Origin of the sequence: Paraburkholderia sp. 31.1 (assembly GCF_014397645.1) — a bacterium.
Lineage (GTDB): Bacteria > Pseudomonadota > Gammaproteobacteria > Burkholderiales > Burkholderiaceae > Paraburkholderia > Paraburkholderia tuberum.
In genome coordinates this window covers 1-22,216 of sequence record NZ_VZQN01000020.1, presented here as the reverse complement: position 1 = coordinate 22,216, position 22,216 = coordinate 1, and the positions used below count along the sequence as shown (strand labels likewise).

The 22,216-nt window shown below is 64.7% G+C and carries 19 protein-coding genes and 1 riboswitch; of the genes, 9 read left to right on the top strand and 10 right to left on the bottom strand.

Annotation, left to right across the window (positions count from 1 at the left end):
• Positions 1-178: 178 nt before the first annotated feature.
• The 3 genes from F6X37_RS17090 to F6X37_RS17080 all read right to left on the bottom strand — a co-directional run bounded on the left by F6X37_RS17090 (position 179) and on the right by F6X37_RS17080 (position 3,028).
• Positions 179-487, bottom strand: coding sequence for a DUF4148 domain-containing protein (locus tag F6X37_RS17090; protein WP_187612150.1), 309 nt, complete (start codon positions 485-487; stop codon positions 179-181).
• 192 nt (positions 488-679) lie between these two features.
• On the bottom strand, positions 680-1,774 hold the full coding sequence (locus F6X37_RS17085; RefSeq protein WP_090808459.1) for an aldose epimerase family protein: 1,095 nt from the start codon (positions 1,772-1,774) through the stop codon (positions 680-682).
• Positions 1,775-1,807: 33 nt separating this feature from the next.
• Entirely contained in the window at positions 1,808-3,028 is a 1,221-nt protein-coding gene (locus F6X37_RS17080; protein WP_090808461.1) for a XylR family transcriptional regulator, read from the bottom strand.
• A 270-nt stretch (positions 3,029-3,298) separates the two neighbouring features.
• On the opposite strand from F6X37_RS17080, the gene xylA reads away from it, so the two are divergent.
• The 6 genes from xylA to F6X37_RS17050 all read left to right on the top strand — a co-directional run bounded on the left by xylA (position 3,299) and on the right by F6X37_RS17050 (position 11,709).
• On the top strand, positions 3,299-4,621 hold the full coding sequence (gene xylA / locus F6X37_RS17075) for a xylose isomerase (RefSeq protein WP_187612149.1): 1,323 nt from the start codon (positions 3,299-3,301) through the stop codon (positions 4,619-4,621).
• A gap of 132 nt (positions 4,622-4,753) precedes the next feature.
• Positions 4,754-5,782 carry a D-xylose ABC transporter substrate-binding protein gene (gene xylF / locus F6X37_RS17070; protein ID WP_187612148.1) on the top strand — a complete coding sequence of 343 codons (1,029 nt, stop codon included), beginning with the start codon at positions 4,754-4,756 and terminating at the stop codon, positions 5,780-5,782.
• A gap of 93 nt (positions 5,783-5,875) precedes the next feature.
• The gene (gene xylG, locus F6X37_RS17065; RefSeq protein ID WP_187612147.1) at positions 5,876-7,435 is read left to right on the top strand and encodes a D-xylose ABC transporter ATP-binding protein; all 1,560 of its coding nucleotides are present in this window, start codon (positions 5,876-5,878) and stop codon (positions 7,433-7,435) included.
• The gene (locus F6X37_RS17060) at positions 7,432-8,631 is read left to right on the top strand and encodes a sugar ABC transporter permease (protein WP_187612146.1); all 1,200 of its coding nucleotides are present in this window, start codon (positions 7,432-7,434) and stop codon (positions 8,629-8,631) included. The genes xylG and F6X37_RS17060 overlap by 4 nt, the downstream gene beginning before the upstream one ends.
• Before the next feature lie 290 nt (positions 8,632-8,921).
• Complete coding sequence (locus F6X37_RS17055) at positions 8,922-11,192, top strand: xanthine dehydrogenase family protein molybdopterin-binding subunit (protein ID WP_187612145.1); 2,271 nt, start codon at positions 8,922-8,924, stop codon at positions 11,190-11,192.
• Positions 11,193-11,247: 55 nt separating this feature from the next.
• Positions 11,248-11,709: a (2Fe-2S)-binding protein gene (locus tag F6X37_RS17050; RefSeq protein WP_187612144.1), complete on the top strand. Its 462-nt coding sequence runs from the start codon at positions 11,248-11,250 to the stop codon at positions 11,707-11,709.
• Between the two features lie 214 nt (positions 11,710-11,923).
• Here F6X37_RS17050 and F6X37_RS17045 read toward each other — a convergent pair whose 3' ends face one another.
• The 6 genes from F6X37_RS17045 to F6X37_RS17020 form a co-directional block, all read right to left on the bottom strand.
• Complete coding sequence (locus F6X37_RS17045) at positions 11,924-13,510, bottom strand: efflux transporter outer membrane subunit (RefSeq protein WP_187612143.1); 1,587 nt, start codon at positions 13,508-13,510, stop codon at positions 11,924-11,926.
• Positions 13,507-14,514 carry an efflux RND transporter periplasmic adaptor subunit gene (locus F6X37_RS17040; RefSeq protein WP_187612142.1) on the bottom strand — a complete coding sequence of 336 codons (1,008 nt, stop codon included), beginning with the start codon at positions 14,512-14,514 and terminating at the stop codon, positions 13,507-13,509. The genes F6X37_RS17045 and F6X37_RS17040 overlap by 4 nt, the downstream gene beginning before the upstream one ends.
• A complete protein-coding gene (locus tag F6X37_RS17035) occupies positions 14,511-14,720 on the bottom strand; it encodes a DUF1656 domain-containing protein (RefSeq protein ID WP_090808477.1) in 210 nt (69 codons plus the stop codon). The genes F6X37_RS17040 and F6X37_RS17035 overlap by 4 nt, the downstream gene beginning before the upstream one ends.
• Before the next feature lie 82 nt (positions 14,721-14,802).
• Positions 14,803-16,905 carry an FUSC family protein gene (locus F6X37_RS17030; RefSeq protein WP_187612141.1) on the bottom strand — a complete coding sequence of 701 codons (2,103 nt, stop codon included), beginning with the start codon at positions 16,903-16,905 and terminating at the stop codon, positions 14,803-14,805.
• Positions 16,906-16,911: 6 nt separating this feature from the next.
• Positions 16,912-17,616: a MarR family winged helix-turn-helix transcriptional regulator gene (locus tag F6X37_RS17025; RefSeq protein ID WP_090808481.1), complete on the bottom strand. Its 705-nt coding sequence runs from the start codon at positions 17,614-17,616 to the stop codon at positions 16,912-16,914.
• 97 nt (positions 17,617-17,713) lie between these two features.
• Positions 17,714-19,228, bottom strand: coding sequence for an ATPase domain-containing protein (locus F6X37_RS17020; RefSeq protein WP_187612140.1), 1,515 nt, complete (start codon positions 19,226-19,228; stop codon positions 17,714-17,716).
• Positions 19,229-19,425: 197 nt separating this feature from the next.
• Here F6X37_RS17020 and F6X37_RS17015 point away from each other — a divergent pair, with 197 nt between their 5' ends.
• Positions 19,426-19,866: a hypothetical protein gene (locus tag F6X37_RS17015; protein ID WP_187612139.1), complete on the top strand. Its 441-nt coding sequence runs from the start codon at positions 19,426-19,428 to the stop codon at positions 19,864-19,866.
• A gap of 13 nt (positions 19,867-19,879) precedes the next feature.
• Here F6X37_RS17015 and F6X37_RS17010 read toward each other — a convergent pair whose 3' ends face one another.
• Positions 19,880-20,497, bottom strand: a complete 618-nt coding sequence (locus F6X37_RS17010; RefSeq protein ID WP_187612138.1) for a histidine phosphatase family protein — start codon at positions 20,495-20,497, stop codon at positions 19,880-19,882.
• A 128-nt stretch (positions 20,498-20,625) separates the two neighbouring features.
• A riboswitch (cobalamin riboswitch) is annotated at positions 20,626-20,699 on the top strand.
• A 64-nt stretch (positions 20,700-20,763) separates the two neighbouring features.
• Here F6X37_RS17010 and F6X37_RS17005 point away from each other — a divergent pair.
• Positions 20,764-20,985, top strand: coding sequence for a CbtB domain-containing protein (locus F6X37_RS17005; protein WP_187612137.1), 222 nt, complete (start codon positions 20,764-20,766; stop codon positions 20,983-20,985).
• Positions 20,986-20,996: 11 nt separating this feature from the next.
• Positions 20,997-21,737 carry a CbtA family protein gene (locus F6X37_RS17000; RefSeq protein WP_187612136.1) on the top strand — a complete coding sequence of 247 codons (741 nt, stop codon included), beginning with the start codon at positions 20,997-20,999 and terminating at the stop codon, positions 21,735-21,737.
• The last annotated feature ends 479 nt before the right edge of the window (positions 21,738-22,216 follow it).

The window sequence follows — 22,216 nt, the reverse complement described above, 5'->3', positions numbered from 1 at the left end:
GCGTCAGAATTAGCGGTACGTTGTTAGCGCCGCATAAACGTAAAAAGCGGGCGCATGCCTTGAAAACATGCGCCCGCTTCATATCGGTTCGAAACGGCGAAAACCGCAAAGAGGGGAAAGGGCCGTTAACTCGAGAATCTTTCCTCGCTACGGACATTCGCTATACGTTCGCGACTCGTCACTGACCGTCCGGATTGACCCACATCGGATGATGGCCCGCTTGCGATGATCCGCCCATCGACGACCCATAGCCAGACGTGTCGCCTTGGCCCTTCGCGTTCATCGCGGAGACGCGTGCCTCGGCCGCCTGGATGTCCGCGGGATACTGGGCATCGAGCACGATGGCCGGGTTATAGCCAATCTGTTCGAGTTGCTGCACCTCTGCCTTGACTTGGGCCCGCGTGATCGGCTGTTCCGATTGCGCGAACGACGCGACCGGTGCAGCGATCAGGGCCGTAAGCGCAACTGCCTGGATAAGCGATTTCATGATGTTTCCCTCCGTAGTTGTCTATCCGGCACCGCAGCGATACCGGTGCCATAAGCGCAGTCTAGAGGGGGGTGAACTTGGGGAAAACCACTAGCCGACTAATTCAGTATTGCAAAGAACGGGTAGTCGGCGAGCTGTAATCTCGCCGTCGCGGGTTCTCGTAAAACAGCGCAAAAGCGGCCGTAAATCTGGTCACACACCTTTGCGCACATCGACGCGATAACTCGTGATTTGCCGATAAGTATCTCCGGGTCGCACGATCACTTCGTTCTGCCCGGTCATATTGACCTCGTTCGGGAAACCGCCCGCCTCGAGGCACAAGCCGGCGTGCCGTTGATAGCGAACACCGCCGCGTCCCGGGTTGCCGTTCAACGCGTTGCCCGTGTAAAACTGCAAGCCCCGCTGATCGGTCGCGACGGTCAGTTCGCGTCCGCTGCCCGGATCGTATGCCCAGGCGACTTCGCGCAGCGGCGGCGCGTGGCCCTCGTTGCCCTGCATCGCGTTTGCCGGCGCCTCGCGCAGCACATAGCAATGATCGAAGCCGCCGGCGCGCGCGAGTTGCGCGTGCGGCCAGTCGAGCCGGCCGCCGATCGGCGCGCTCTGCCGGAAGTCGAATGCGTTGCCCGCGACGTCGGCGAGCTTGCACGGAATCATCGTCGCGTCGACTTCGAAAAAGCGCTCGGCGTCGATCGACAGCACGTGGCCGCGAATGTCGGTGCCCGCGCGCCCGGTCAGGTTGAAGTAGGGATGGCTCGTCAGATTGAGCGGCGTCGGCGCGTCGGTGATCGCTTCGTAGCCGATCGTCAGCGTGCCGTCGTCGTCGAGCGAATAGCGTACTTGCACCGTCACGTTGCCCGGAAAACCGGCATCGCCTTCGGGCGACTCGAGCCGCATCAGCAACGCGCCGTCGTCCTCGGCGACCTCCCACAACGCCCGATGAAAACCGACCGTGCCGCCGTGCAGCAGATTCGGACCTTCGTTGCGATCGAGCGTGTACTCGATGCCGTCGAGCGAAAAGCGCGCGCCCGCAATGCGATTCGCCCAGCGGCCGATCAGTCCGCCCATGTAGGTCGAGGCCGCCACGTATTCGGCGGGCGTGTCGTGACCGAGCAGAATATCGCCGAGACGTCCGGCGCGATCCGGTGCGTGCCACGAAACCAGCGTCGCGCCGAGGTCGCTGATGGCGACTTTCATGCCGTGCGCGTTGCGCAACGTGTAAAGCCGTACGCGATCGCCGCCCTGTAGCGTGCCCCACGGCTCGGAAGAGAGTTGTGCGATGCTGATCATGTGGTCAGTGCGAAGAAAAAATAGAAAGCATGCTCAGCCAGCGGTTTTGGTCTTCGGGCCCACGCGCTCCTGGTATTCGCGCGGCGTGCAGCCGAGTTCGCGGCGAAATACCGCGTACATGTATTGCAGCGACGTGAAGCCGCAACGGATCGCGACTTCCGCGCTCGACGCATCGCGTTTCGCGAGCAGCGACTTCGCGACGTCGAGCTTGTGGCGCAGGATCTCCTGATGCACGGTGCACTGACGTTCGCGCCGGAAATACTCTTCGAGCGACGAACGCGACACGCCCACATAGTCGGCCACCTGCTCGGTGCGGATGCCCTGGCACGCGTACTGGCGAATGAAATGGCGGGCGCGCATCACGTAAGGACTCGCGAGCGGCTGATGCCGCGTCGATTCGAGCACGTTGATGCCGACCGGCGGCACCAGAATGCGGCGCCCCGGAAAGCGCGCGCCGTGCAGCATCTGATGCAGGATATGCGCGGCGGTACGGCCCATTTCCTCGGTGCCCTGGATCACCGACGACAGCGGAATGCGCGTCAGCGTACGCGTGAGCGGATCGTTGTCGATGCCGATGATCGCGACTTCCTCGGGCACCGGAATGCCCGCGATCAGACATGCCTGCAGCAAATGCCGCGCACGCGCGTCGGTCACCGCGATGATGCCGACCGGCTTCGGCAGTTGCCGCAGCCAGGTGGTCAGTTGCTCGATGGCCTGGTTCCAGGACGGCGCGCTCGTCGACAGACCGCGATAGATCTCGCTATCGATCTGCGCCGCGCTGCGTCCGTCCGCGCTGCGCAGATGCGCGAAGGCGAGTTCGCGCTGTTGCGCCCAACGGTTTTCCTGCGCCTGCGGCAGGCTGTACAGCGCGAAGTTTTCGAGGCCCGCGCCGATCAGGTGCGTGTACGCGAGCGACACGAGCTTGCTGTTGTCGGTCGCGATATAGGGTAAATCCGGAGGGTACTGCGTCGGATCCTCGTACGACGAACCGACCGCGACCACCGGCAGTGGACAGTCGCGCAGGGCTTCGTCGACGGCGGGATCGTCGAAGTCCGCGATGATGCCGTCGCCGTCGAAGCGCTGGATACCCGCGAGCCGGCAGCGGAAGTCTTCTTCGAGGAAGAGATCCCATGCGACGCGCGTCGACAGCAGGTAGTTGCCGATGCCGGTGATGATCTCGCGATCGTAGACCTTGTTCGCGTTGAACAGCAGCGCGATGCGATGGGTTGTCTGAGGTGCTTGTGGACGGGTCATGGCGGTGAGCGGCGGGTGGCTCGATGGACCACACGCCTTTGTCTCCATTGTGTCGGGTGCCTGGGAGCAACCCCGTTTTTAAGCGTCTGGTTATTCTAGGCGCCGAATCGCGCGGCGGCAGTAAACAAACGCGCGGGCGGTAAGAAACATCAAGCGCGCTGCGCAATTTCGCAATTGCCGGCACATCGTGCAAGCGGCAGCATGGCGTCACTTTGTCGGCCTGCGCGGCTTCTCGCGTGGGTTGCAATGCACCATACATTGGAGACGCCGATGTCCTACTTCGAACACATTCCAGAGATCCGTTACGAAGGCCCGCAATCGGACAACCCGCTCGCGTACCGTCACTACGACAAAACGAGGAAGGTACTCGGCAAGACGCTCGAGGAACATCTGCGTATCGCCGTCTGCTACTGGCATACCTTCGTATGGCCCGGCGTCGATATCTTCGGTCAGGGCGCGTTCCGGCGGCCGTGGCAGCAACCCGGCGACGCAATGGAGCGGGCGCAGCAAAAGGCCGACGCCGCGTTCGAATTCTTCTCGAAGCTCGGCACGCCGTACTACACGTTCCACGATACCGACGTCGCGCCCGAAGGCGCGAGCGTGAAGGAATACAGCGAGAACTTCCTGCGCGTGTCCGACTACCTCGCGCGCAAGCAGCAGGATACCGGTGTCAAATTGCTGTGGGGCACCGCGAATCTGTTTTCCCATCCGCGTTACGCGGCCGGCGCCGCGACCAATCCGAATCCGGAGGTTTTCGCCTTTGCGGCGACCCAGGTGCGTCACGCGCTCGACGCGACGCTGCGCCTCGGCGGTGAAAACTACGTATTGTGGGGTGGCCGCGAAGGCTACGACACGCTGCTGAACACCGACCTCGTGCGCGAGCGCGAGCAGTTCGCGCGCTTCCTGCACATGGTCGTCGAACACAAGCACCGGATCGGTTTCAAGGGCGCGCTGCTGATCGAGCCGAAGCCGCAGGAGCCGACCAAGCATCAATACGACTACGACGTCGCGACCGTGCACGGCTTCCTGCTGCAGCACGGCCTCGACAAGGAGATTCGCGTCAACATCGAGGCGAATCACGCGACGCTCGCGGGGCACTCGTTCCATCACGAGATTGCGACCGCATTTGCGTTAGGCATCTTCGGTAGCGTCGATGCGAATCGCGGCGATCCGCAAAATGGCTGGGACACCGACCAATTTCCCAACAGCGTCGAGGAACTCACGCTGGCCTTATACGAAATCCTGCGCCACGGCGGTTTCACGAGCGGCGGCATGAACTTCGATGCGAAAGTGCGGCGCCAGAGTGTCGATGCGGAAGACCTGTTTTATGGCCACATCGGCGCGATCGACAACCTCGCGCTAGGCCTCGAACGCGCCGCGGTGCTGGTCGAAAACGAGCGCCTCGAGCAGTTCAAGCGGCAACGCTACGCGGGCTGGGATGGCGAGTTCGGCCGCAAGATCCTGTCCGGCGGGTATTCGCTGTCGACGCTCGCCGCGGACACGCTGGCGCGCGATCTGAATCCGCGGCATGTGAGCGGGCAGCAGGAACACATGGAAAACATCGTAAATCAGGCGATTTATAGCGGACGTTGAATAAAGATCGCGCGGCCACGTCGACCGCGCGCATCAGCAAGCTGTGGGTTGTCGCTTGTCCGAGTCTGCGGCTCGCAGCGCAGACCGATATGTCCGGTATTCCGGCTATCACTACACAAAAAGGAGACATCAATGAAATTTGCAATGCGTCGTAACGTCCTGAGTTCGCTGTTGTGCGGCGCGGTACTCGCCAGCCTGTCGCTCGCCGCGCCGCTCGCGCACGCCAGCAAGGCTCATCCGGAAATCGGCTTCTGTATCGACGATCTGCGCGTCGAGCGCTGGTCGCGCGATCGCGACTATTTCGTCGCCGCGGCGGAAAAGCTCGGCGCGAAGGTGTCGGTGCAATCGGCCGATGCGAGCGAAGAGCGCCAGATCTCGCAGATCGAAAACCTGATCTCGCGCGGCGTCGACGTGATTGTGATCGTGCCGTTCAACTCGAAGACGCTCGGCAACGTCGTGGCGGAAGCACGCAAAGCGGGCATCAAGGTCGTGTCGTATGACCGCCTGATTCTCGACGCCGATATCGACGCCTATATCTCGTTCGACAACGAGAAGGTCGGCGAGATGCAGGCGCAGGGCGTCTATGACGTGCGGCCGAAGGGCAACTACTTCCTGCTCGGCGGCGCGCCGACCGACAACAACGCGAAGATGCTGCGCCAGGGCCAGCTGAAGGTGCTGCAACCGGCGATCGACAAGGGTGACATCAAGGTGGTCGGCCAGCAGTGGGTGCCGGAGTGGAGCGCATCGACCGCGCTGCGCATCATGGAAGACGCGCTGACCGCGAACAACAACAAGATCGACGCAGTCGTCGCGTCGAATGACGGCACCGCGGGCGGCGCGATCCAGGCGCTCGCCGCGCAGGGCCTCGCGGGCAAGGTACCGATCTCGGGTCAGGATGCCGACCTCGCAGCCGTGAAGCGCGTGGCGGCCGGCACGCAGACGATGACGGTCTACAAGCCGCTGAAGCTGATCGCGAGCGAAGCGGCGAAGCTGTCGGTCGCGCTTGCCAAGGGTGACAAGCCGGCGTTCAACGCGCAATACGACAACGGCAAGAAGAAGGTCGATACGGTGCTGCTGCAGCCGACCAGGCTGACCAAGGCGAACCTCGACACCGTCGTGAAGGACGGCTTCTACACGCAAGAGCAACTCGCGAGCAAATAACACAGAGACGGGCTATGTGAACGCCACGCTCCGGGGTCATCGCGCCCGGGAGCGTGATCGAACATCGGCCCAACTTGCAGCGAGGCATAGCGAATGACGCAACCTGTTCTGACGATGCGAGGCATCGTCAAAGCTTTTTCCGGCGTGAGGGCGCTCGACGGCATCGATCTGACCGTATCGCCGGGCGAATGCGTGGGCCTGTGCGGCGAAAACGGCGCGGGCAAATCGACGCTGATGAAGGTGCTGTCCGGCGTGTATCCGCACGGTACGTGGGATGGCGAAATAACCTGGGAAGGCGAGACGCTGAAGGCCGCGTGCGTACGCGACACCGAACGCGCGGGCATCATCATCATCCATCAGGAACTGATGCTCGTGCCGGAGTTGTCGGTCGCGGAAAATATCTTTCTCGGCAACGAAATTACGCTGCCCGGCGGCCGCATGAACTACGCGGCGATGTATCAGCGTGCCGACGAACTGTTGCGCGAACTCGGCATCAGCGGCATCAACGCCGCGCAGCCCGTGATGAACTACGGGGGCGGCCATCAGCAGCTGATCGAAATCGCGAAGGCGCTGAACAAGCGCGCAAAGCTGCTGATCCTCGACGAACCGTCGTCGTCGCTGACCGCCTCCGAAATCGCGATTCTGCTCGATATCGTGCGCGATCTGAAGCGGCGCGGCATTGCCTGCGTGTACATCTCGCACAAGCTCGACGAAGTCGCGGCCGTCTGCGACACGATCAGCGTGATTCGCGACGGCCGCCATGTCGCGACCGAGCCGATGCACGCCCTGACGACCGAGCGGATCATCTCGCTGATGGTCGGCCGGGAGATCAAGAACCTGTTTCCGCGCGAGCCGCATCCGATCGGCGACGTGATCTTCGAAGCGCGCAACGTGACCTGTTTCGACGTGACGAATCCGCGCCGCAAGCGCGTGGACGACGTGTCGTTCTCGTTGCGGCGCGGCGAAATTCTCGGTGTCGCCGGGCTCGTCGGCGCGGGCCGCACCGAACTGATGCAGGCGGTTTTCGGCGCGTATGCAGGCATCAGCGAGGCGCACGTCATGCTCGACGGCAAGCCGCTGAAAATTCGCGCGCCAATCGACGCGATTCGCGCCGGCATCGCGATGGTGCCCGAGGATCGCAAACGCCACGGCATCGTTCCCGGCATGAGCGTCGGCCATAACATCACGCTTGCGGTGTTGCAGCGTTTCGCGTCGGGCGGACGTATCGATTCCGCGGCCGAACTCGACACGATTCAGACGGAAATGAAGCGGCTTTCCGTGCGCGCCGCGAATCCGATGTTATCGATTGCAAGTCTGTCGGGCGGCAATCAGCAGAAGGCCGTGCTCACGCGCATGCTGCTGACCAACCCGACCGTGCTGATTCTCGACGAACCGACACGCGGCGTCGACGTCGGCGCCAAATACGAGATCTACAAGCTGATCTTCCAGCTGGCGCAGCGCGGCATGTCGATCGTGATGGTGTCGTCCGAATTGCCGGAAGTGCTCGGCATCAGCGACCGAGTGCTCGTGATCGGCGAAGGTGAGTTGCGAGGCGATTTCATCAACGACGGTCTCACGCAGGAAGACATTCTCGGCGCCGCGATCCGCCCCGCGCATCTATCTTCGAACCCAACCGCAGCGAGTGCCGCATGACTCCCGAAGTAACTTCCCAACGCACCGACAACGCCGCGCCGCGAGGCGCATTCGGCGGCACGCAACGGATCCAGCAACTGTTCGCGCGCTACAAGATTCTCGCGCTGCTGATCGCCGTCGCCGTGATCTGGATTTTCTTTTCGGCGCTCACGCACGGCGCGTTCGTCACGCCGCGCAATCTGTCGAATCTACTGCGGCAGATGTCGATTACCGGCATGCTCGCGTGCGGCATGGTGTTCGTGATCATCGCCGGTGAAATCGATCTGTCGGTCGGTTCGCTGCTTGGTTTGCTCGGCGGCGTTGCGGCGATTCTCGACGTGAACCGGCACTGGCCGATCGGCGTGACGCTTCCGGTCGTGTTGCTGCTCGGCATCGCGGTCGGCGTGTTCAACGGCTGGTGGTCGACGTATCGGCGCGTGCCGTCGTTTATCGTCGGGCTCGGCGGCATGCTCGCGTATCGCGGCATTCTGCTCGGCATTACCGGAGGGTCGACGATCGCGCCGGTGTCGGACAGCTTCGTGTTCGTCGGCCAGGGCTATCTGCCGCGGCTCGCCGGCGACACGCTCGCCGTCGTGCTGTTCCTGCTGCTGGCATTCCTGACGATCCGCCAGCGCGCGAATCGGCAGCGTTATCAGTTGCGCGTCGTGCCGTTCTGGCAGGACGTCGCGAAGGTGATCGGCGCAGGCGCGATTCTCGCCGGCTTCATCGCGATGCTCGACAGTTACGGCGGCATTCCGGTGCCGGTGTTGCTGCTGCTCGCGCTGCTCGGCGTCTTCACATGGATCGCGACGCAGACCGTGTTCGGACGCCGCATCTACGCGGTCGGCTCGAACCTCGAAGCGACGCGGCTGTCGGGTGTCAACACCGACCGCGTGAAGCTCGCGATCTTCGCGCTGATGGGGCTGATGTGCGCGTTTGCCGGCATCGTCAACACGGCGCGGCTCGCGGCCGGTTCGCCGTCGGCGGGCTCGATGGGCGAACTCGACGCGATCGCCGCGTGCTTTATCGGCGGCACCTCGATGCGCGGCGGCTCCGGCACCGTGTATGGCGCGCTGATCGGCGCGCTCGTCATGGCGAGCCTCGACAACGGCATGTCCATGCTCGACGTCGACGCGTTCTGGCAGATGATCGTGAAGGGCGGCATCCTCGTGCTGGCCGTGTGGATCGACGTGGTGTCGGGTTCGAACCGCCGTTGATCCGGTCGCATGATCGCCTGATTGAATCAAGCGCAAGGTTCGCGGTGTGCCGGCGGTGACTTACGCCGGCACACCGCCGCCTCTGCGCGGCCGCAGTTAATGAAACACCCCACGACTTTCCCCCGCCGCTTTCAGTCCCCGCCTTCCCACGCCGCACGGCCGCTCGAGGTTCACGCGCGCATTTAAGTCTCACGCTCGCCGATTCGTCTTATTACTATTCGCAGACAAAGACGGGCGCATCGGCGCTGTCGCCGCTTTCCTACCATCGAGCCAGCCGGGCGAGCCATGCCATGTTGACGCGCAGAACCTTTCTGCTTGGCGGCGCCAGTGCGTTGGGCGGGCTGCTGGTCGGCTGGGCCGTGGTGCCGCCGCGCCAGCGCCTGATGACGTCGACGCCGCTGCCGACGCAAGGCACGCAGGTCGCGCTGAACGGCTGGGTCAAGATCGACGCCGACAACCGCGTGACGATCATGGTGCCGAAGGCCGAAATGGGGCAGGGCATCCATACGGGGCTTGCGATGCTGCTCGCCGAGGAGCTCGACGCCGACTGGCCGCAGGTGAAAGTCGAAGAGGCGCCGATCGACCGGATCTACAACGCGGTGCAGAGCATCGTCGACGATCTGCCGTTTCGCCCCGACGACGACAGCTACATCCGCCGCGGCACCGTGTGGATCACGAGCAAGGCAGTGCGTGAGATCGGCACGATGATGACGGGCGGCTCCTCGAGCATGAACGATCTCTGGACGCCGATGCGCGAGGCCGGCGCGTCGGCGCGCGTGATGCTGATCGCGGCGGCGGCCGAGCGCTGGGACGTGCCGGTCCGCGAATGCCGCGCGGAAAAGGGCTACGTGCTGCACCCTTGGGGGCACAAGGCGACGTTCGGCGAATTGTCGTCGATGGCCGCGCGCCAGCCGCTGCCGCGCAGCGTCGTCCTGAAGCAGCCGGCCGACTTCAGGCTGATCGGCCAGCCCGTGCGGCGCATCGAAGCCGCTTCGAAAATCGACGGTGCGGCGCGCTTCGGCATCGACGTGTTGCCCGACGGTTTGGTCTATGCAAGCGTCGTGATGTGTCCGACGCTTGGCGGCACGGTCGCGCATTTCGACGCGACGCCCGCGCAAAAGATACGGGGCTTCATCAAGGCGTTCGCCGTGCCGCCGTACGCGGGCGGCACCGGCGGCGTGGCCGTGATCGCGGACAACGCGTTTCGCGCGATGAGCGCGGTCGAGGCGATCAACGTGACCTGGCATGACGGCGCGGCCGCGAAGGTGTCGAGCGCGGCGGTGGACTCCCGCCTCGTCGAGGCGCTCGACCATACGGACGGCCACGTGTATTACCACGTCGGCAACGTCGACAACGCGATGAGTCGCGCGGCGCGCACGATCGAAGCGGTCTATCACGCGCCGTATCTCGCGCATGGCGCGGTCGAGCCGCTGAACTGCACGGTGCAGGTCGCGGACGGCGCAGCGACCGTCTGGGTGTCGACGCAGATGCCGCGGCTCGCGCGGCATCATGCGGCGAAAGTGCTCGGCCTCGACGTCGATCTCGTCGATGTACAGACGCAGTTGTTGGGCGGCGCGTTCGGCCGGCGCCTCGAACTCGATTTCGTCGCGCAGGCCGCGGCGATCGCGCGCGAGGCCGATGGCCGTCCGGTGCAAACCATCTGGTCGCGCGCGCAGGACTTCACGCACGACTTCTACCGGCCCGCATGCGCGGCATGGCTTCAGGCCGGCTTCGACGAGCACGGCACGCTGGTCGCCTGGCACGCGAAGTCGGCGGGTCAGGCGATCGTGCCGGATGCGCTCGCGCGTTACTACGGCGTGCCGCACATCCCGATCGACAAGACCACCTGCGAAGGCGCGTTCGATCAGCCCTACGAGTGGCCGGCCGCGCGCGTGTCGCACGAGATAGTCGAATTGCCGGTGCCGATCGGCTTCTGGCGCTCGGTCGGCCACTCGCATCAGGCCTTCTTCACCGAGAGCTTCACCGACGAAGCCGCCGCCGCGGCCGGCCAGGACCCGATTGAGTTTCGCACGATGCTGCTCGTGCAGCATCCGCGTCATCTGGCGGTCCTGAAGCGTGTCGAGAAGTTGTCCGACTGGGGGCGTCCGCTAAAACCCGCCGCCGATGGCGCGCCTTGCGCTCGTGGCGTCGCGTTGCACGAGGCGTTCGGCAGCGTGGTCGCGCAGGTCGCGGAGGTGTCGATCGGCGCGAACCGGCAGATTCGCGTGCATCGGGTGGTGTGCGTGATCGATTGCGGCTTGCCGGTGAATCCGAACCTGATCCGTCAGCAGATGGAAGGCGGCATCGTGTTCGGGCTGTCGAGCGCGTTGCAGAACGAGATCACGATCGTCAACGGCCAGGTGCAGCAGAAGAACTTCGTGGACTTTCCGGTCGTGCGGATGAACGGGTGCCCTGCGATCGAGGTCGACATCATGCCGAGCGAGCTGCACCCGCAAGGTGTCGGCGAGCCGGGCGTGCCGCCGATCGCGCCGGCGGTGGGCAATGCGGTGTTCGCACTGACGGGGCAGCGTTTGCGGACGCTGCCGTTGCGGCTTGCATGACGGACGGTGGATGAGCACAAGCTTGCGGTGTTGCGCGGCGACTCAGGAGGCAAGCATGGCGGTACTGAATATCAACGGACGCAAGGTGAAGGTCGATGCCGATCCGGACATGCCGCTGCTATGGGTGTTGCGCTGCGATCTCGGCATGACCGGCACCAAGTTCGGCTGCGGCGTGGGCATCTGCGGCGCGTGCACGATCAATCTCGACGATGCCGCGTGCTTCGCGTGCCAGACGTTGATGTCGAGCCTGCATACGCAGAAGATCACGACGATCGAGGGTTTGCAGGGACGCGAGGCGCAGGCGTTGAAGGCCGCGTGGATCGAACTCGATGTGGTGCAGTGCGGTTATTGCCAGAGCGCGCAATTGATGGCGGCTTGCGCGTTGCTGAAGCGCAAGCCCGATCCGACCGATGCCGACATCGACGAGGCGATGACGCCGGTGGTGTGCCGTTGCGGCACATATCCGCGGGTACGGGCGGCGATACATCAGGCGGCGGCGAAAGTGCGGAACAGCTAGCCACTCTTTCGGTCCGCCGCCCGCCCAGCTCAATTAGCCAACATTTCGACCACCGCAACCACCGCGGTGAAGATACCGATGCATCCGCCCAACGTGACTACACCCTGCATGAATGGCGACATACGAGACTCCGTAGCGTGAAGTGGTGTCACGTATTTAACCGAAAGTGAAAGCAAAAAGAAAGATTGTCAAAAATAAATCGTAAGACGGCCGATCAAGGCGCTTTCGCAGTTGCGGCCGTCGACGCTCCCGACTTCGCGGACGGCTTGGCCGCGACGGGTGTTGCCTTCAGCTGCGGCCGCGTTTCACCCGGCGTGCTTTGCCCGCCAACTTCCCACCCGCCGCCCAGCGACAGGAACAGATTGACCTGATCGATCGCCACCTGGCCCTCCGCCGCCGCGAGCTGTGACTTCACGGCCGTCAGCGTGCGCGTCGCGTCGAGATCGGAGATGAACGACTCGCGCCCGGCGCGATACAGCCGATGCGTTTCATCTGCCGATTGCGCCGCCGACTTCAGCGCCGCGCGCAGCGATTCGGCGCGCGCGTAATCGGACGCGTAGGTCGCGAGGTTGGTCTCGGTTTCGCGCAGCGCGGTCAGCACCACGCCGTCGAACTTCGCGAGCGCGACCTGGCTCGACGCTTCGGCTTCGTGGACCCGTTGGCGCGCGCCATTGGTCGGGAAGGTCCAACTGATCAGCGGACCGAAGGCCCAACGCGCCGTCGGCGAGGTGGGAATGTCTTCCAGAATGCCGGTGAAGCCCGCCGACGCGCCAATGCTGATGCTCGGATAGAGCGCTCCGGTCGCGACGCCGATGCGCGCCGTCGACGCCGCGAGCTGACGCTCGGCTTCGTGCACGTCCGGGCGTCGCCGCAGCAGCCCGGCGCCGTCGCCGATCGGAATCGGCTGGTGGATTTGCGGCAGCCGGTCGCAGGCGAGCACGGCCGGCGGCAATTGCGACGGCGCCTGGGCGAGCAGCATCGCGAGCCGGTATTGTGCGATCTTGCGGCGCGCGGTGTAGCGCGGAATGTCGGCCGTCAGAGTCTCGACCTGAGTCTGGCCGCTCGTGACCGCGGTCTGGTTTCCGCGTCCCGCGTCGCGCAGACGGCGCGACACGTCCACGCGCTCCTTCTGTAGCGCGAGCGATTGCTGCGCGATGCGCAGCTCCTCGGCCGCCGAGCATTGTTCGACGTACGAGCGCACCACGTCCGCGACGACAGTGATGCGCGCGAGGTCGCCCGCGGCTTCCACGGCCTCGGTATCCGCCGCCGCCGCTTCGACGCCGCGGCGCAGCTTGCCGAACAGGTCGATTTCGTACGAGACGTTGATGCCCATGTCACCAAGGTTGGCGACCGGCAGTTTCTCGAAGAGCAGGTATTGCTCGGCCGATTCCTGCGCGCGCTGGATCGCCACCGACGCGTTGCCCGAAAAACCGCCCTGCGCTTGCGCTATGCCCAGCGCCTCGCGCGAGCGCGCGAGATTCGCGGTCGCGACGCGCAGGTCGGTATTCGATTTCAACGCCTGGTCGACCAGACCGTTCAGCACCGGATCGTCGTACAGCTTCCACCAGACGGTCGGCAGATTGAGGGTTGACGTCAGCATGGGATCGGCGCCCTCGATCGCTCCGTTCGCGAGCGGGGCATTGACGAGCGCCTGTTTCGGCAGCGTGTAGTTCGGCCCGACGTTGATGCAGCCGTTCAGCGCGACGGTGAGCGGCAATAACGGCAGCAGCGGCAGCAGCGGCAGCAGCGGCAGCAGCGGCAAGCGCGGCGCCAGCGCGGACAAGGTACGCACGAACTTCATTGCGACGCGCCCGACGGTGCGGTGCCCGACCCAGCGGACCCGGACGCCACCGACGAACCCGGCGCCACCGGCGCAGCCGAAGCGGCGACCGTGCCAGATGCGCCACCCGTGCCCGACACGGCTCGTCTCCTGAGCGGCGACAGGTCACGCACCGACACCGTCGCGGTACGCCCCGCGATCAGGCGGAAATCAGCGGGCACTTCATCGAGCGCGACCCGCACCGGAATGCGCTGCGCGAGCCGCACCCAGCTGAACGCCGGGTTCACGTTCGGCAGCAGATTGGCGCTTTGCGTGCGGTCGCGGTCTTCGATACCGGCGACGATGCTTTGCACGTGCCCGCGCAGCGGCTTCGGCTCGCCCATTACGATGATGTCGACCGGCTGGCCGATGTCGATGCCGCGCAGCTTGGTTTCCTCGAAGTAGCCGTCGACGCGGAACGAATGCATGTCGACCACCGCGACCACCGCGCGGCCGGCCGCGACGAATTCGCCGGCGCGCGGCGCGCGGTCGTTCAGATAGCCGTCTACCGGGCTTTTGATCGTCGAGCGCTCGAGGTTCAGCTTCGCGGTGTCGATCGCGACGTTCGCGTCGGCGAGCGCGGCTTCGCCCGCCTCGACGCGCGAGCGGCTTTCTTCGAGTACTTCGGCGGCGACGAGATTGCCGAGCTGACGATTGCGCGCGTATTCGCGGCGGGCCTGATCGAGCGTCGCGCGGCGCTGCTGCGCCGTTGCCTCGGCCTGACGCAATGCGAGCGTGTAGCGCGCCTGATCGATCCTGAACAGCACCTGGCCCTGCTTGACCTGCTGGTTGTCCATGACCTCGACCGACGAAATCAGTCCCGACACGTCGGGCGCGACCTGGATCACGTCGGCGCGTACGCGCCCGTCGCGGGTCCACGGCGCGAACATGTAGTAGTTGACGAGTTTCCACAGCACCAATGCTGCGACCACCACGACGATCAGGGTCAGCAGGATCTGACCGACGGAGAACCAGGTTTTTTTCACGTTATTAGTCTGTGCGAAACGACGACGACAAGGCCCAGCACCAGCACATAGACGCCGAGATCGAAGATGGAGCGATGCCAGACGAAGCGGTAAAAGCCGGTGTAATCGAGCGCGGTGCGAATGCCGAGGTTGATCAGATACGCGATCAACATCAGCACCAGCACGGACGGTACGAACACGCCGAAGATATCGATTTCACCGATCATCGCGGGAACTGGGAAAAGGGGGAGGCGGGGTGCGAAGGCGGGCGCAAGCAGGGGCGCAAGCAGGGGCGCAAGAATGGGTGCATCACGCGGCGGCCTCCGGTTCGGTCGGCGTTGGTTTCGTGAGGGTCGCCGGAAACAGCGAAAGACGCAAGCCGACCAGCGCGTGCAGCGCATCGCGCAACTGACGCGCCGAGGTCTGCGAGGTCTCGGTCGGCGCGGCGGCGTTGGCGAGCCCCTGCGCGGTGACGCGCGCGACGGCCACGTCGATCAACGACATCAGGCTGTCCGGCACCGGCTCGCGGTGGCGTCGATCGATGCAGCTCTCGTAGTATGTACGCACTCCATCGAGAACATGGTCGATCGCGCCGGCCGCTTCGCTGCCGAGCTTGCGTGTGAGGCGGCGCAGGTCCAGCGCATTGAACCCGATGCGCAGATCGCGGAAGCTCTCGATCGACGGATGGCGGTAGTCGTCGGTTGCAGCGAGGCGCGGGATCAATTGCATCAGCCGGTCGAGCATGCGCGCGGCGAGATTGCGCGGGTCTTCGATCGGCCGCGTCGACGCGCTCAGCGCGACGTCGGCCCAGCTCGAGCGCAACAGGCGCGCCGCGGCCAGCTCGGCGCCGAATGGGCGCGTTGCACGGGTCCACAGGTATGCATAGAGCAGGCCGGAGAGGCCCGCGAGGTTGGCGTTCAGGAACGTCAGGAAGTTCGCGTCGTACGCGTCCTGAATGCTGATGAAGGTGGCCGTGTTCACCGCGACCAGCACCGTCACCATGTTGAACTGCGGGCGCGGAATCAGCGTGCCGACCAGAATGAACGGCGCGGCGAACAGGATCACCAGCATCGGGAAGTCGTGCACCTGCGGCAGCACGACGAACAGATAGAGGCCCGCGGCCACTACGGCGACGCCAGTCGCGAGGAAGAAGCGGAACACGAACGGCGCGGGTTCGTCGAGCGCGGCGAAGAAGCAGCAGGCGACCGCCGCGAGCGTGACCGCGCTCGCGCCGTCGTTCCAGCCCGAGCCGATCCACAGCGCGCACGCGAGCACCACGGCCGCGGCCGCCGACACGGTCGCGAACAGCATCATGCCGCGATCGTAGAAGCGCTCGGTGCCGCCGAGCCGCCAGTGACGGAAATGCGGCCGCCACGAACCTTCCTCGCGCGTGATGATGATGCGCAGCGAGCGGCAGTCTTGCCACACGTCGATCACTTGCGCGAGGCGCCATAGTGCATTCGACAGCAGCGCGCCGTCCCAATGCGTGAGCGCGGCGGCGGGCGGGTGCATCGCGGCGATGCGCGCGCGCAGCGCGTTGGCGGTCTCGTCCGCGTGATAACCCTCGCTCGGCGCGGGCAGCGGTTGGTTGAACCACTTGATGACGTCGTCGATCAGCGTCTGAAGTCCTTCGGGCCAGTGTTGCGGGCCGTTGTTGTAGAGCGCGAGCAGCGGATCGGCGAGCGACGACATGATCGGCAGCAGCAGTTGCATGCGGCCACGTAGTTCATGCGCGCGCGCGAGGACGTCGGGCCGCGTGTGATCGTAGGCGAGCTGGCTCAGCAGCAGTTCGAGACCGTTGATCGTGCTCGCGAGTCGTTGCCGAGCACCGGAAATCGCCGAGCTTGCGATACGGCCCGACAGCGTTTCGGTCGCGTAGAACGCGGCGTCGCGAAACCATGCGTCGGTGCGCTCGATGATCGTCGGCGCGAGCCGGCTCGGAAACACCGCGCTGCCGACGATACTCGCGCACACGATGCCGAGAATGATCTCCTCGGTCCGGCTCACGGCGAGATCGAAGACGCCGGTCGGATTCGTCACCGACGGCAGCGCGATGATCGGCATCGTATAGGCCGCCAGCATGAACACGTAGCTGCGCGCGGTGCGGTCGGACACCGCGAGGTAAAGCATCGTGCCGGTCCACGCCGCGACGACCACGCTGAACAGGTACGGCGATTCGACGAACGGCGGCACCAGCAGCACCGCGCCCGACGCGCCGAGCGCAGTGCCCAGCGCACGATAGATCGCCTTCGAGCGGGTCGCGCCGACGAACGGGTTCGACACGATGTAGACGGTCGCCATCGCCCAGTACGGCCGCGGCAGTTGGAACGCGAGGCCGATGTAAAGCGCGAGCATGGCCGCGGCGAACGTTTTGACGGAAAACAGCCAGTCGCGGAGAGTGGGATAGACCATGAACCGTTATGCGGAATCGGCGTTGTGCGGCGCGGTGGCTCGCGCGCCGCTCTTGGTGGACTTGCGCGCCTTGGCGGTGCCGCGTGATTTGCCGGCCGTTTTGGCAGCGCTTTTGCCGCTCGTCCGTTTGACCTTGCTGGCAAGCGCCTCGCCTTTGGCGGGCTCGCGCTTCGCCGACGAGGTGCGCTTCGTCGCCTCGTGCCTGACCGATTCCGGGCGCACCGGCTGCGCGCGTTCGTGACGCGTGTCGCGCTCGACGCTTCCCGGTTCGGCGCGTCCGGCGGCATCGGCCGTGAATGCGCCGAGCACGCGCAGGGCGGCCTCGAGATCGTCGCGCGATACGCCTTTGAGCGCCTGCGCGCGCAACGTGACCAGCTCCTCTTCCATCTTCGCGGTGACGGCGCGGCCTTCGTCGGTCAGTACGACGGTCTTCGCGCGGCGGTCTTCGGGATCTTCGTCGCGGCGCATCAGGCCGGCCGCGCACAACTGGTCGAGCAGCCGCACGAGGGACGGCCCCTCGATGCCGATGTGATCGGCGAGCGTGACCTGACGCACCGCCGAGCCGAGCCGGCTCGCGGTCAGCAGCGGCGTCGCGCACGCTTCGGATACGTTGAAGGCCGCGAGCACACCATGACTCGTGCGCCGCCACTTTCTGGCGGCGACGACCAGCGTGCTGCTGACGGTGCGGCGCAGGGCATCGAGATTCGACATGGCCGGTATTGTATTTCCAAAATATTCGTTAGCAAACTATTGAATTGGAAATCGTGGCCGAACCGGAGGAGTCTGCGGCGCGAATGCGACAGCGGCATTAAATCGGTGGCCAGGAGGTGGGCTTACAGAATCGTTGGGTGTGCGGTGCGCCGCGATACAAGGGCAGGCCCGACAGCACGCCCTCGAAGTCGCGCAGCGCTTCGCCGACCTCGACGCCTTCGGTGCCGAGGCGGAACTGGCGGATCGTGCGTTCATGATCGTTCGCGCGGCTCTTGACGGCGGTTATTGCCGTCAGCACTTCGCCGTGGTGCTCGAAATAGCGGAACAGCACGACCACGTCGCTCAGATAACTGCCGTCGACCTCGGTCTGCACTTCGCCGATGATGCCGTGCTGCCCGAGCACGAGCATCGTGACCACGCCCTGCTGATTCAGATAGCCGAGCAATTCGTGCATGTGCAGCAGCAGGTAGCGCTCGCCGGGCATCGCCTGCAGATAGGCGCTCAGGCTGTCGACCGCGACATAGCGCACGTGCTCGTTTTCGACCGCGTTGCGCACGTCGCTCGACAGCTCGCCCGGCGAGATTTCCGCGGGATCGATCTGGCGCAGCATCAGCAGACCGCTTTCGACGTGCGGCGCGAGATCCATGCCGAGCGTCGCGCAGCGTGTGACCAGCGTGCTGAGCGTTTCGTCGAATACGTAGTACGCGCAACGCTCGCCGCGTTCGAGTGCGGCAAGCAGGCACGACACGACGGTGGTGGTTTTGCCGACCCCCGACGGGCCGATGATCAGCGAATTGGTGCCGGGGACGAGGCCACCGCCGAGCAGCGCGTCGAGGCCGGGCGTGCCGGTGCTCATCGGGCTCGTGCCGAATTCGCTGTGATGCTCGGCGGCGACCAGACGCGGATAGACGCTCAGACCGCCGGTGTTCAGCGTGAAGTCGTGACAGCCCTCGCGGAACTTGATGCCGCGCATCTTCGCGATGCGCAGACGGCGGCGATTGCCGCCGTAATCATGAGCGACGTTTTCGAGGCTGATCACGCCGTGCACGATGCTGTGAAGCTGAATGCCGGAGGCGCTGGCCGACGTGTCGTCGAGCAGCAGCACCGTGCATTCGCGCGTCGCGAAATGGTGCTTGAGCGCGAGAATCTGCCGACGGTAGCGCAATGGGTTCTCCGCCAGCAGACGCAGTTCGGACAGGCTGTCCAGGACGACGCGCGCCGGCTTCAGTTCGTCGACGTGCTCGATTACGTTGCGCACGCTTTCGCCGAGTTCGACTTCGGCCGGGTGCAGCACGGTCTGTTCGTATTGCGGTTCGAGCCCTTCTTCGGGCAGTTGCTCCAGTATCGTGAAACGGCTCAGATCCCAGCCATGGCTCGCGCCGATCGCGAGCAGTTCAGCACGGGTTTCGGACAGCGCGATATAAAGGCCGGTCTGCCCTTCGTGCAGGCCCTCGAGTAAGAATTGCAACGCGAGGGTGGTCTTACCCGTGCCTGGCACACCCTCCACGAGGTACATGCGGTTCGGCGTAAGACCACCGCCGAGGATGTCGTCGATGCCTTCGATGCCCGACGATATGCGGGCGGGGGTAGGGGCGGCGGTAGTGGTCGACATGATGGTTGAAATGACGTCGGCAGTGGCTTTGATCGAAACGGGCGCGATGTCGCGGCCGGTATGGCGCTACGGAATTTGTGTGTCGACGTGCATTGCCTGCGTGCTCGGGCCTCGCGCGCATGGGCATGAAGCGTGCTGTTAAAGGTGGCTCGCTGCGAGTTTTTCTTCAGCAGCACTTTGGAAGCTTCACGCCCACCATGAAAACCTATCGACTTTCCGCTATCGCGCTTACCGCGGCATCGCTCGTTGCGCTGCTGCCGGTCAGTGCATCCGCCGACGATAGCCCCAGACCTTGCGGTGCGCTCAAACGGATCGTGGCCGCGGCGCCGGACGGCTTCGCCTCGCTGACACCCGACGACGGCAAAGGCGTTGCGCAACCTTATGGCGATGACGCGCAATGTTCGGCCGGCCGTCGAAGTTTCCAGTGCACGTGGACGCCGCATCAGGCGGCGGGCTCGAACGCGGATGCATTGGAAGCGGTCGCGGCCGACGTCGCGTCGTGCCTGCCCGATGCAACGCACGATCAGAATTCGCCAGGACGTCAGCACTTTTATCTCGGCGCGAAGGATCGACGCACCGAAATCACGCTGACGCCCGAGGGGTCCAACCGGTTGCGGCTCGTGGTGTCGGGCAGGTAAGCGGCGGTGCCGTTCAGGCGCTGGCGGGCCACCACGACCAGCCGCGTCGCGAGTGGCGTAATTCGACGACCGACAGCGGTGCGATTTCGATGCGACAGAACACGGTTGGCGATGCGCCGAGGCCGTGCACGATTGCCGCTCGCAGCAGAGTCGCGTGGGTGATGGCGACGATGGTTCGACTGTGCGCAAAGGCCGCGAAGCTTGCTTCGTTGACGGCATTGCATGAACGCACGTCTGCCTGCTGCGCGTCGAGCCACTCTCCAACCCGCTGCACGAGTTGACCGAACGATTCGCCGCCGGGCGGCGCGGCGTCGGGCTCGCGTGTCCAGGCGGCGAGTTCGCGGGGCGTTGCGTCGGCAATGGCCGCGAGGCGCTGGCCGCGCCATTGGCCATAGTCGATATCCGCCAATGCGTCGGCAGGCGTGGCGCTCAGACCGAGCGCGGCGGCCGTTTCGCGCGCGCTGGCGGCGGGGCTGGTGAACACGGCGGCGTCGGCGGGAAGCGCGAGACGCGGTCGCGCCGCTTCGGCTTCGGCGCGACCGCGCGCGTCGAGCGGATCGTCGGCAGGGAAGCGGCCCGCGCGCTGCGCGGCCGTTGCCGCGTGGCTCACCAGTAATAGTCGCGTATCCATTCTTTGCCTTGGCGCCTCATTCGTACTTGCCTGCGTGGTTTCATCGGCTCGCGGCGCGCGTTGCGAGGTAGCCCTCGCCGTCACGGAAGCCGCAGTTTAGCGGGTAGAATACCGACACTGCGAAGCACGGAAGCCGGTGAGAGCCCGGCGCGGTCGCGCCACTGTGATCGGCATTGCAATCCACAAGAGCCGAAAGCCAGACCCGAGCTTCGCACCATCCCTCTGCAATCGACTTTCGGGGCGCGTCACCCCAGGAGATGTCCATCATGACCGAAGCTGTTCTTGATCGCGCCGCGCAACCGGCGGCCCAGCCCACTCCCATTCCTTTGCGCGAACTGCTGCCGTGGGTCGTGTTCGGCGGCTTGCTGCTGTTGCTCGCGCTTTACTTCATTGGTGCGGAACAGGGCGCGACGTCGCTCGTGCCCGGCATGTACGTGCATGAGTTCGTGCACGACGGCCGCCATCTGCTCGGCTTTCCCTGCCACTAACGGAGTTCGACATGGTAGGTAAATTGTTGGTGCGCGGGATGCTCGCGGGCATCGTCGCGGGCTTGCTCACGTTCGCGTTCGCGCGAATCGTCGGCGAACCACAGGTCGATCAGGCCATTTCATTCGAAGAAAAAGCGGCCGCCGCGCGCGGCGAGGCGCCCGAGCCCGAAATCGTGAGCCGTCAGACGCAGGCTGGCCTCGGCCTGCTGACTGGCGTGGTCACGTATGGCGCGGCATTTGGCGGCCTGTTCTCGCTGGTGTTTGCGTATGCGTATGGACGCGCGGGTACGTTGAGCGTGCGCGCGCTGTCCGCGTGGCTCGCGCTTGGCGCGTTCATCACGCTCGTGATCGTGCCGAATATCAAGTATCCGGCTAATCCGCCGTCGGTCGGTGATCCGGAGACGATCGGCACGCGCACGGGCCTGTTCTTTCTGATGATCGCGATTTCGCTCGCGACGATGGTGTTTTCGCTGAAGGTGCGGCGTCGCGCGGCGGCGAAGCTGGGTGCGTGGAACGGTTCGATCGTCGCGGGGCTCTTGTTCGTCGTGATCATCGCGGCCGTGCAACTGTCGATACCGGTCATCAATGAAGTGCCGGCCGCGTTCCCGGCTGTGCTGCTGTGGAAGTTCCGCGTCGCGGCGATCGGCATGCAGGTGGTCATGTGGACGACGATCGGGCTGCTGTTTGGCGCGATGGTCGAGCGCAGCGCTTTTATGCGTACGAATGCGCGGGTGACGATGAAGTCCGCCTGATTGTGACGGTGACACGCGGCCGCGCAAGCGGCCATTCTCGCGCGCAACGCGCGAGAATGGTTTTGGATCAAGTACTTGGCGCGGTTGTGGAGTGGTTATCCACAGCCTTGCGAACATTTTCTGTGGAAAAGCTGCTTAACGGCTTTTCGCAACTGCACTCATCTCTCCCTTTCGCCGCGGCGCTCCGGAGAATTCAATTGGAAGCCTAACTAATTCAGGTTGCACGCGGCGCTGCTCAATTTTTAAGCTCTTCAACTTTTTAAAATAAATTGTGAGAAGGGTATTGACGTGTTGTTGACCGCTCTCCATAATCTCGCTTCTCTGCTGCAGACGCAGCGACGCAAACGAAGCAGTGCCGGGTAGTGGTGGTTCAGGCGCGGCGGGTTTGGCGGACCGATCTTTAAAAACTAACAGTCGATAAGTGTGGGCGCTTGATGCGGAATGCGGCGGCGGATTCTCCGGAGTCTGCTGTCAGGCAG

Bases quoted from the DNA above. Each gene is read 5' to 3' on its own strand.
- F6X37_RS17090 (WP_187612150.1), bottom strand. From the start codon at position 487: ATGAAATCGCTTATCCAGGCAGTTGCGCTTACGGCCCTGATCGCTGCA.
- F6X37_RS17085 (WP_090808459.1), bottom strand. From the start codon at position 1,774: ATGATCAGCATCGCACAACTCTCTTCCGAGCCGTGGGGCACGCTACAG.
- F6X37_RS17080 (WP_090808461.1), bottom strand. From the start codon at position 3,028: ATGACCCGTCCACAAGCACCTCAGACAACCCATCGCATCGCGCTGCTG.
- xylA (WP_187612149.1), top strand. From the start codon at position 3,299: ATGTCCTACTTCGAACACATTCCAGAGATCCGTTACGAAGGCCCGCAA.
- xylF (WP_187612148.1), top strand. From the start codon at position 4,754: ATGAAATTTGCAATGCGTCGTAACGTCCTGAGTTCGCTGTTGTGCGGC.
- xylG (WP_187612147.1), top strand. From the start codon at position 5,876: ATGACGCAACCTGTTCTGACGATGCGAGGCATCGTCAAAGCTTTTTCC.
- F6X37_RS17060 (WP_187612146.1), top strand. From the start codon at position 7,432: ATGACTCCCGAAGTAACTTCCCAACGCACCGACAACGCCGCGCCGCGA.
- F6X37_RS17055 (WP_187612145.1), top strand. From the start codon at position 8,922: ATGTTGACGCGCAGAACCTTTCTGCTTGGCGGCGCCAGTGCGTTGGGC.
- F6X37_RS17050 (WP_187612144.1), top strand. From the start codon at position 11,248: ATGGCGGTACTGAATATCAACGGACGCAAGGTGAAGGTCGATGCCGAT.
- F6X37_RS17045 (WP_187612143.1), bottom strand. From the start codon at position 13,510: ATGAAGTTCGTGCGTACCTTGTCCGCGCTGGCGCCGCGCTTGCCGCTG.
- F6X37_RS17035 (WP_090808477.1), bottom strand. From the start codon at position 14,720: ATGATCGGTGAAATCGATATCTTCGGCGTGTTCGTACCGTCCGTGCTG.
- F6X37_RS17030 (WP_187612141.1), bottom strand. From the start codon at position 16,905: ATGGTCTATCCCACTCTCCGCGACTGGCTGTTTTCCGTCAAAACGTTC.
- F6X37_RS17025 (WP_090808481.1), bottom strand. From the start codon at position 17,616: ATGTCGAATCTCGATGCCCTGCGCCGCACCGTCAGCAGCACGCTGGTC.
- F6X37_RS17020 (WP_187612140.1), bottom strand. From the start codon at position 19,228: ATGTCGACCACTACCGCCGCCCCTACCCCCGCCCGCATATCGTCGGGC.
- F6X37_RS17015 (WP_187612139.1), top strand. From the start codon at position 19,426: ATGAAAACCTATCGACTTTCCGCTATCGCGCTTACCGCGGCATCGCTC.
- F6X37_RS17010 (WP_187612138.1), bottom strand. From the start codon at position 20,497: ATGGATACGCGACTATTACTGGTGAGCCACGCGGCAACGGCCGCGCAG.
- F6X37_RS17005 (WP_187612137.1), top strand. From the start codon at position 20,764: ATGACCGAAGCTGTTCTTGATCGCGCCGCGCAACCGGCGGCCCAGCCC.
- F6X37_RS17000 (WP_187612136.1), top strand. From the start codon at position 20,997: ATGGTAGGTAAATTGTTGGTGCGCGGGATGCTCGCGGGCATCGTCGCG.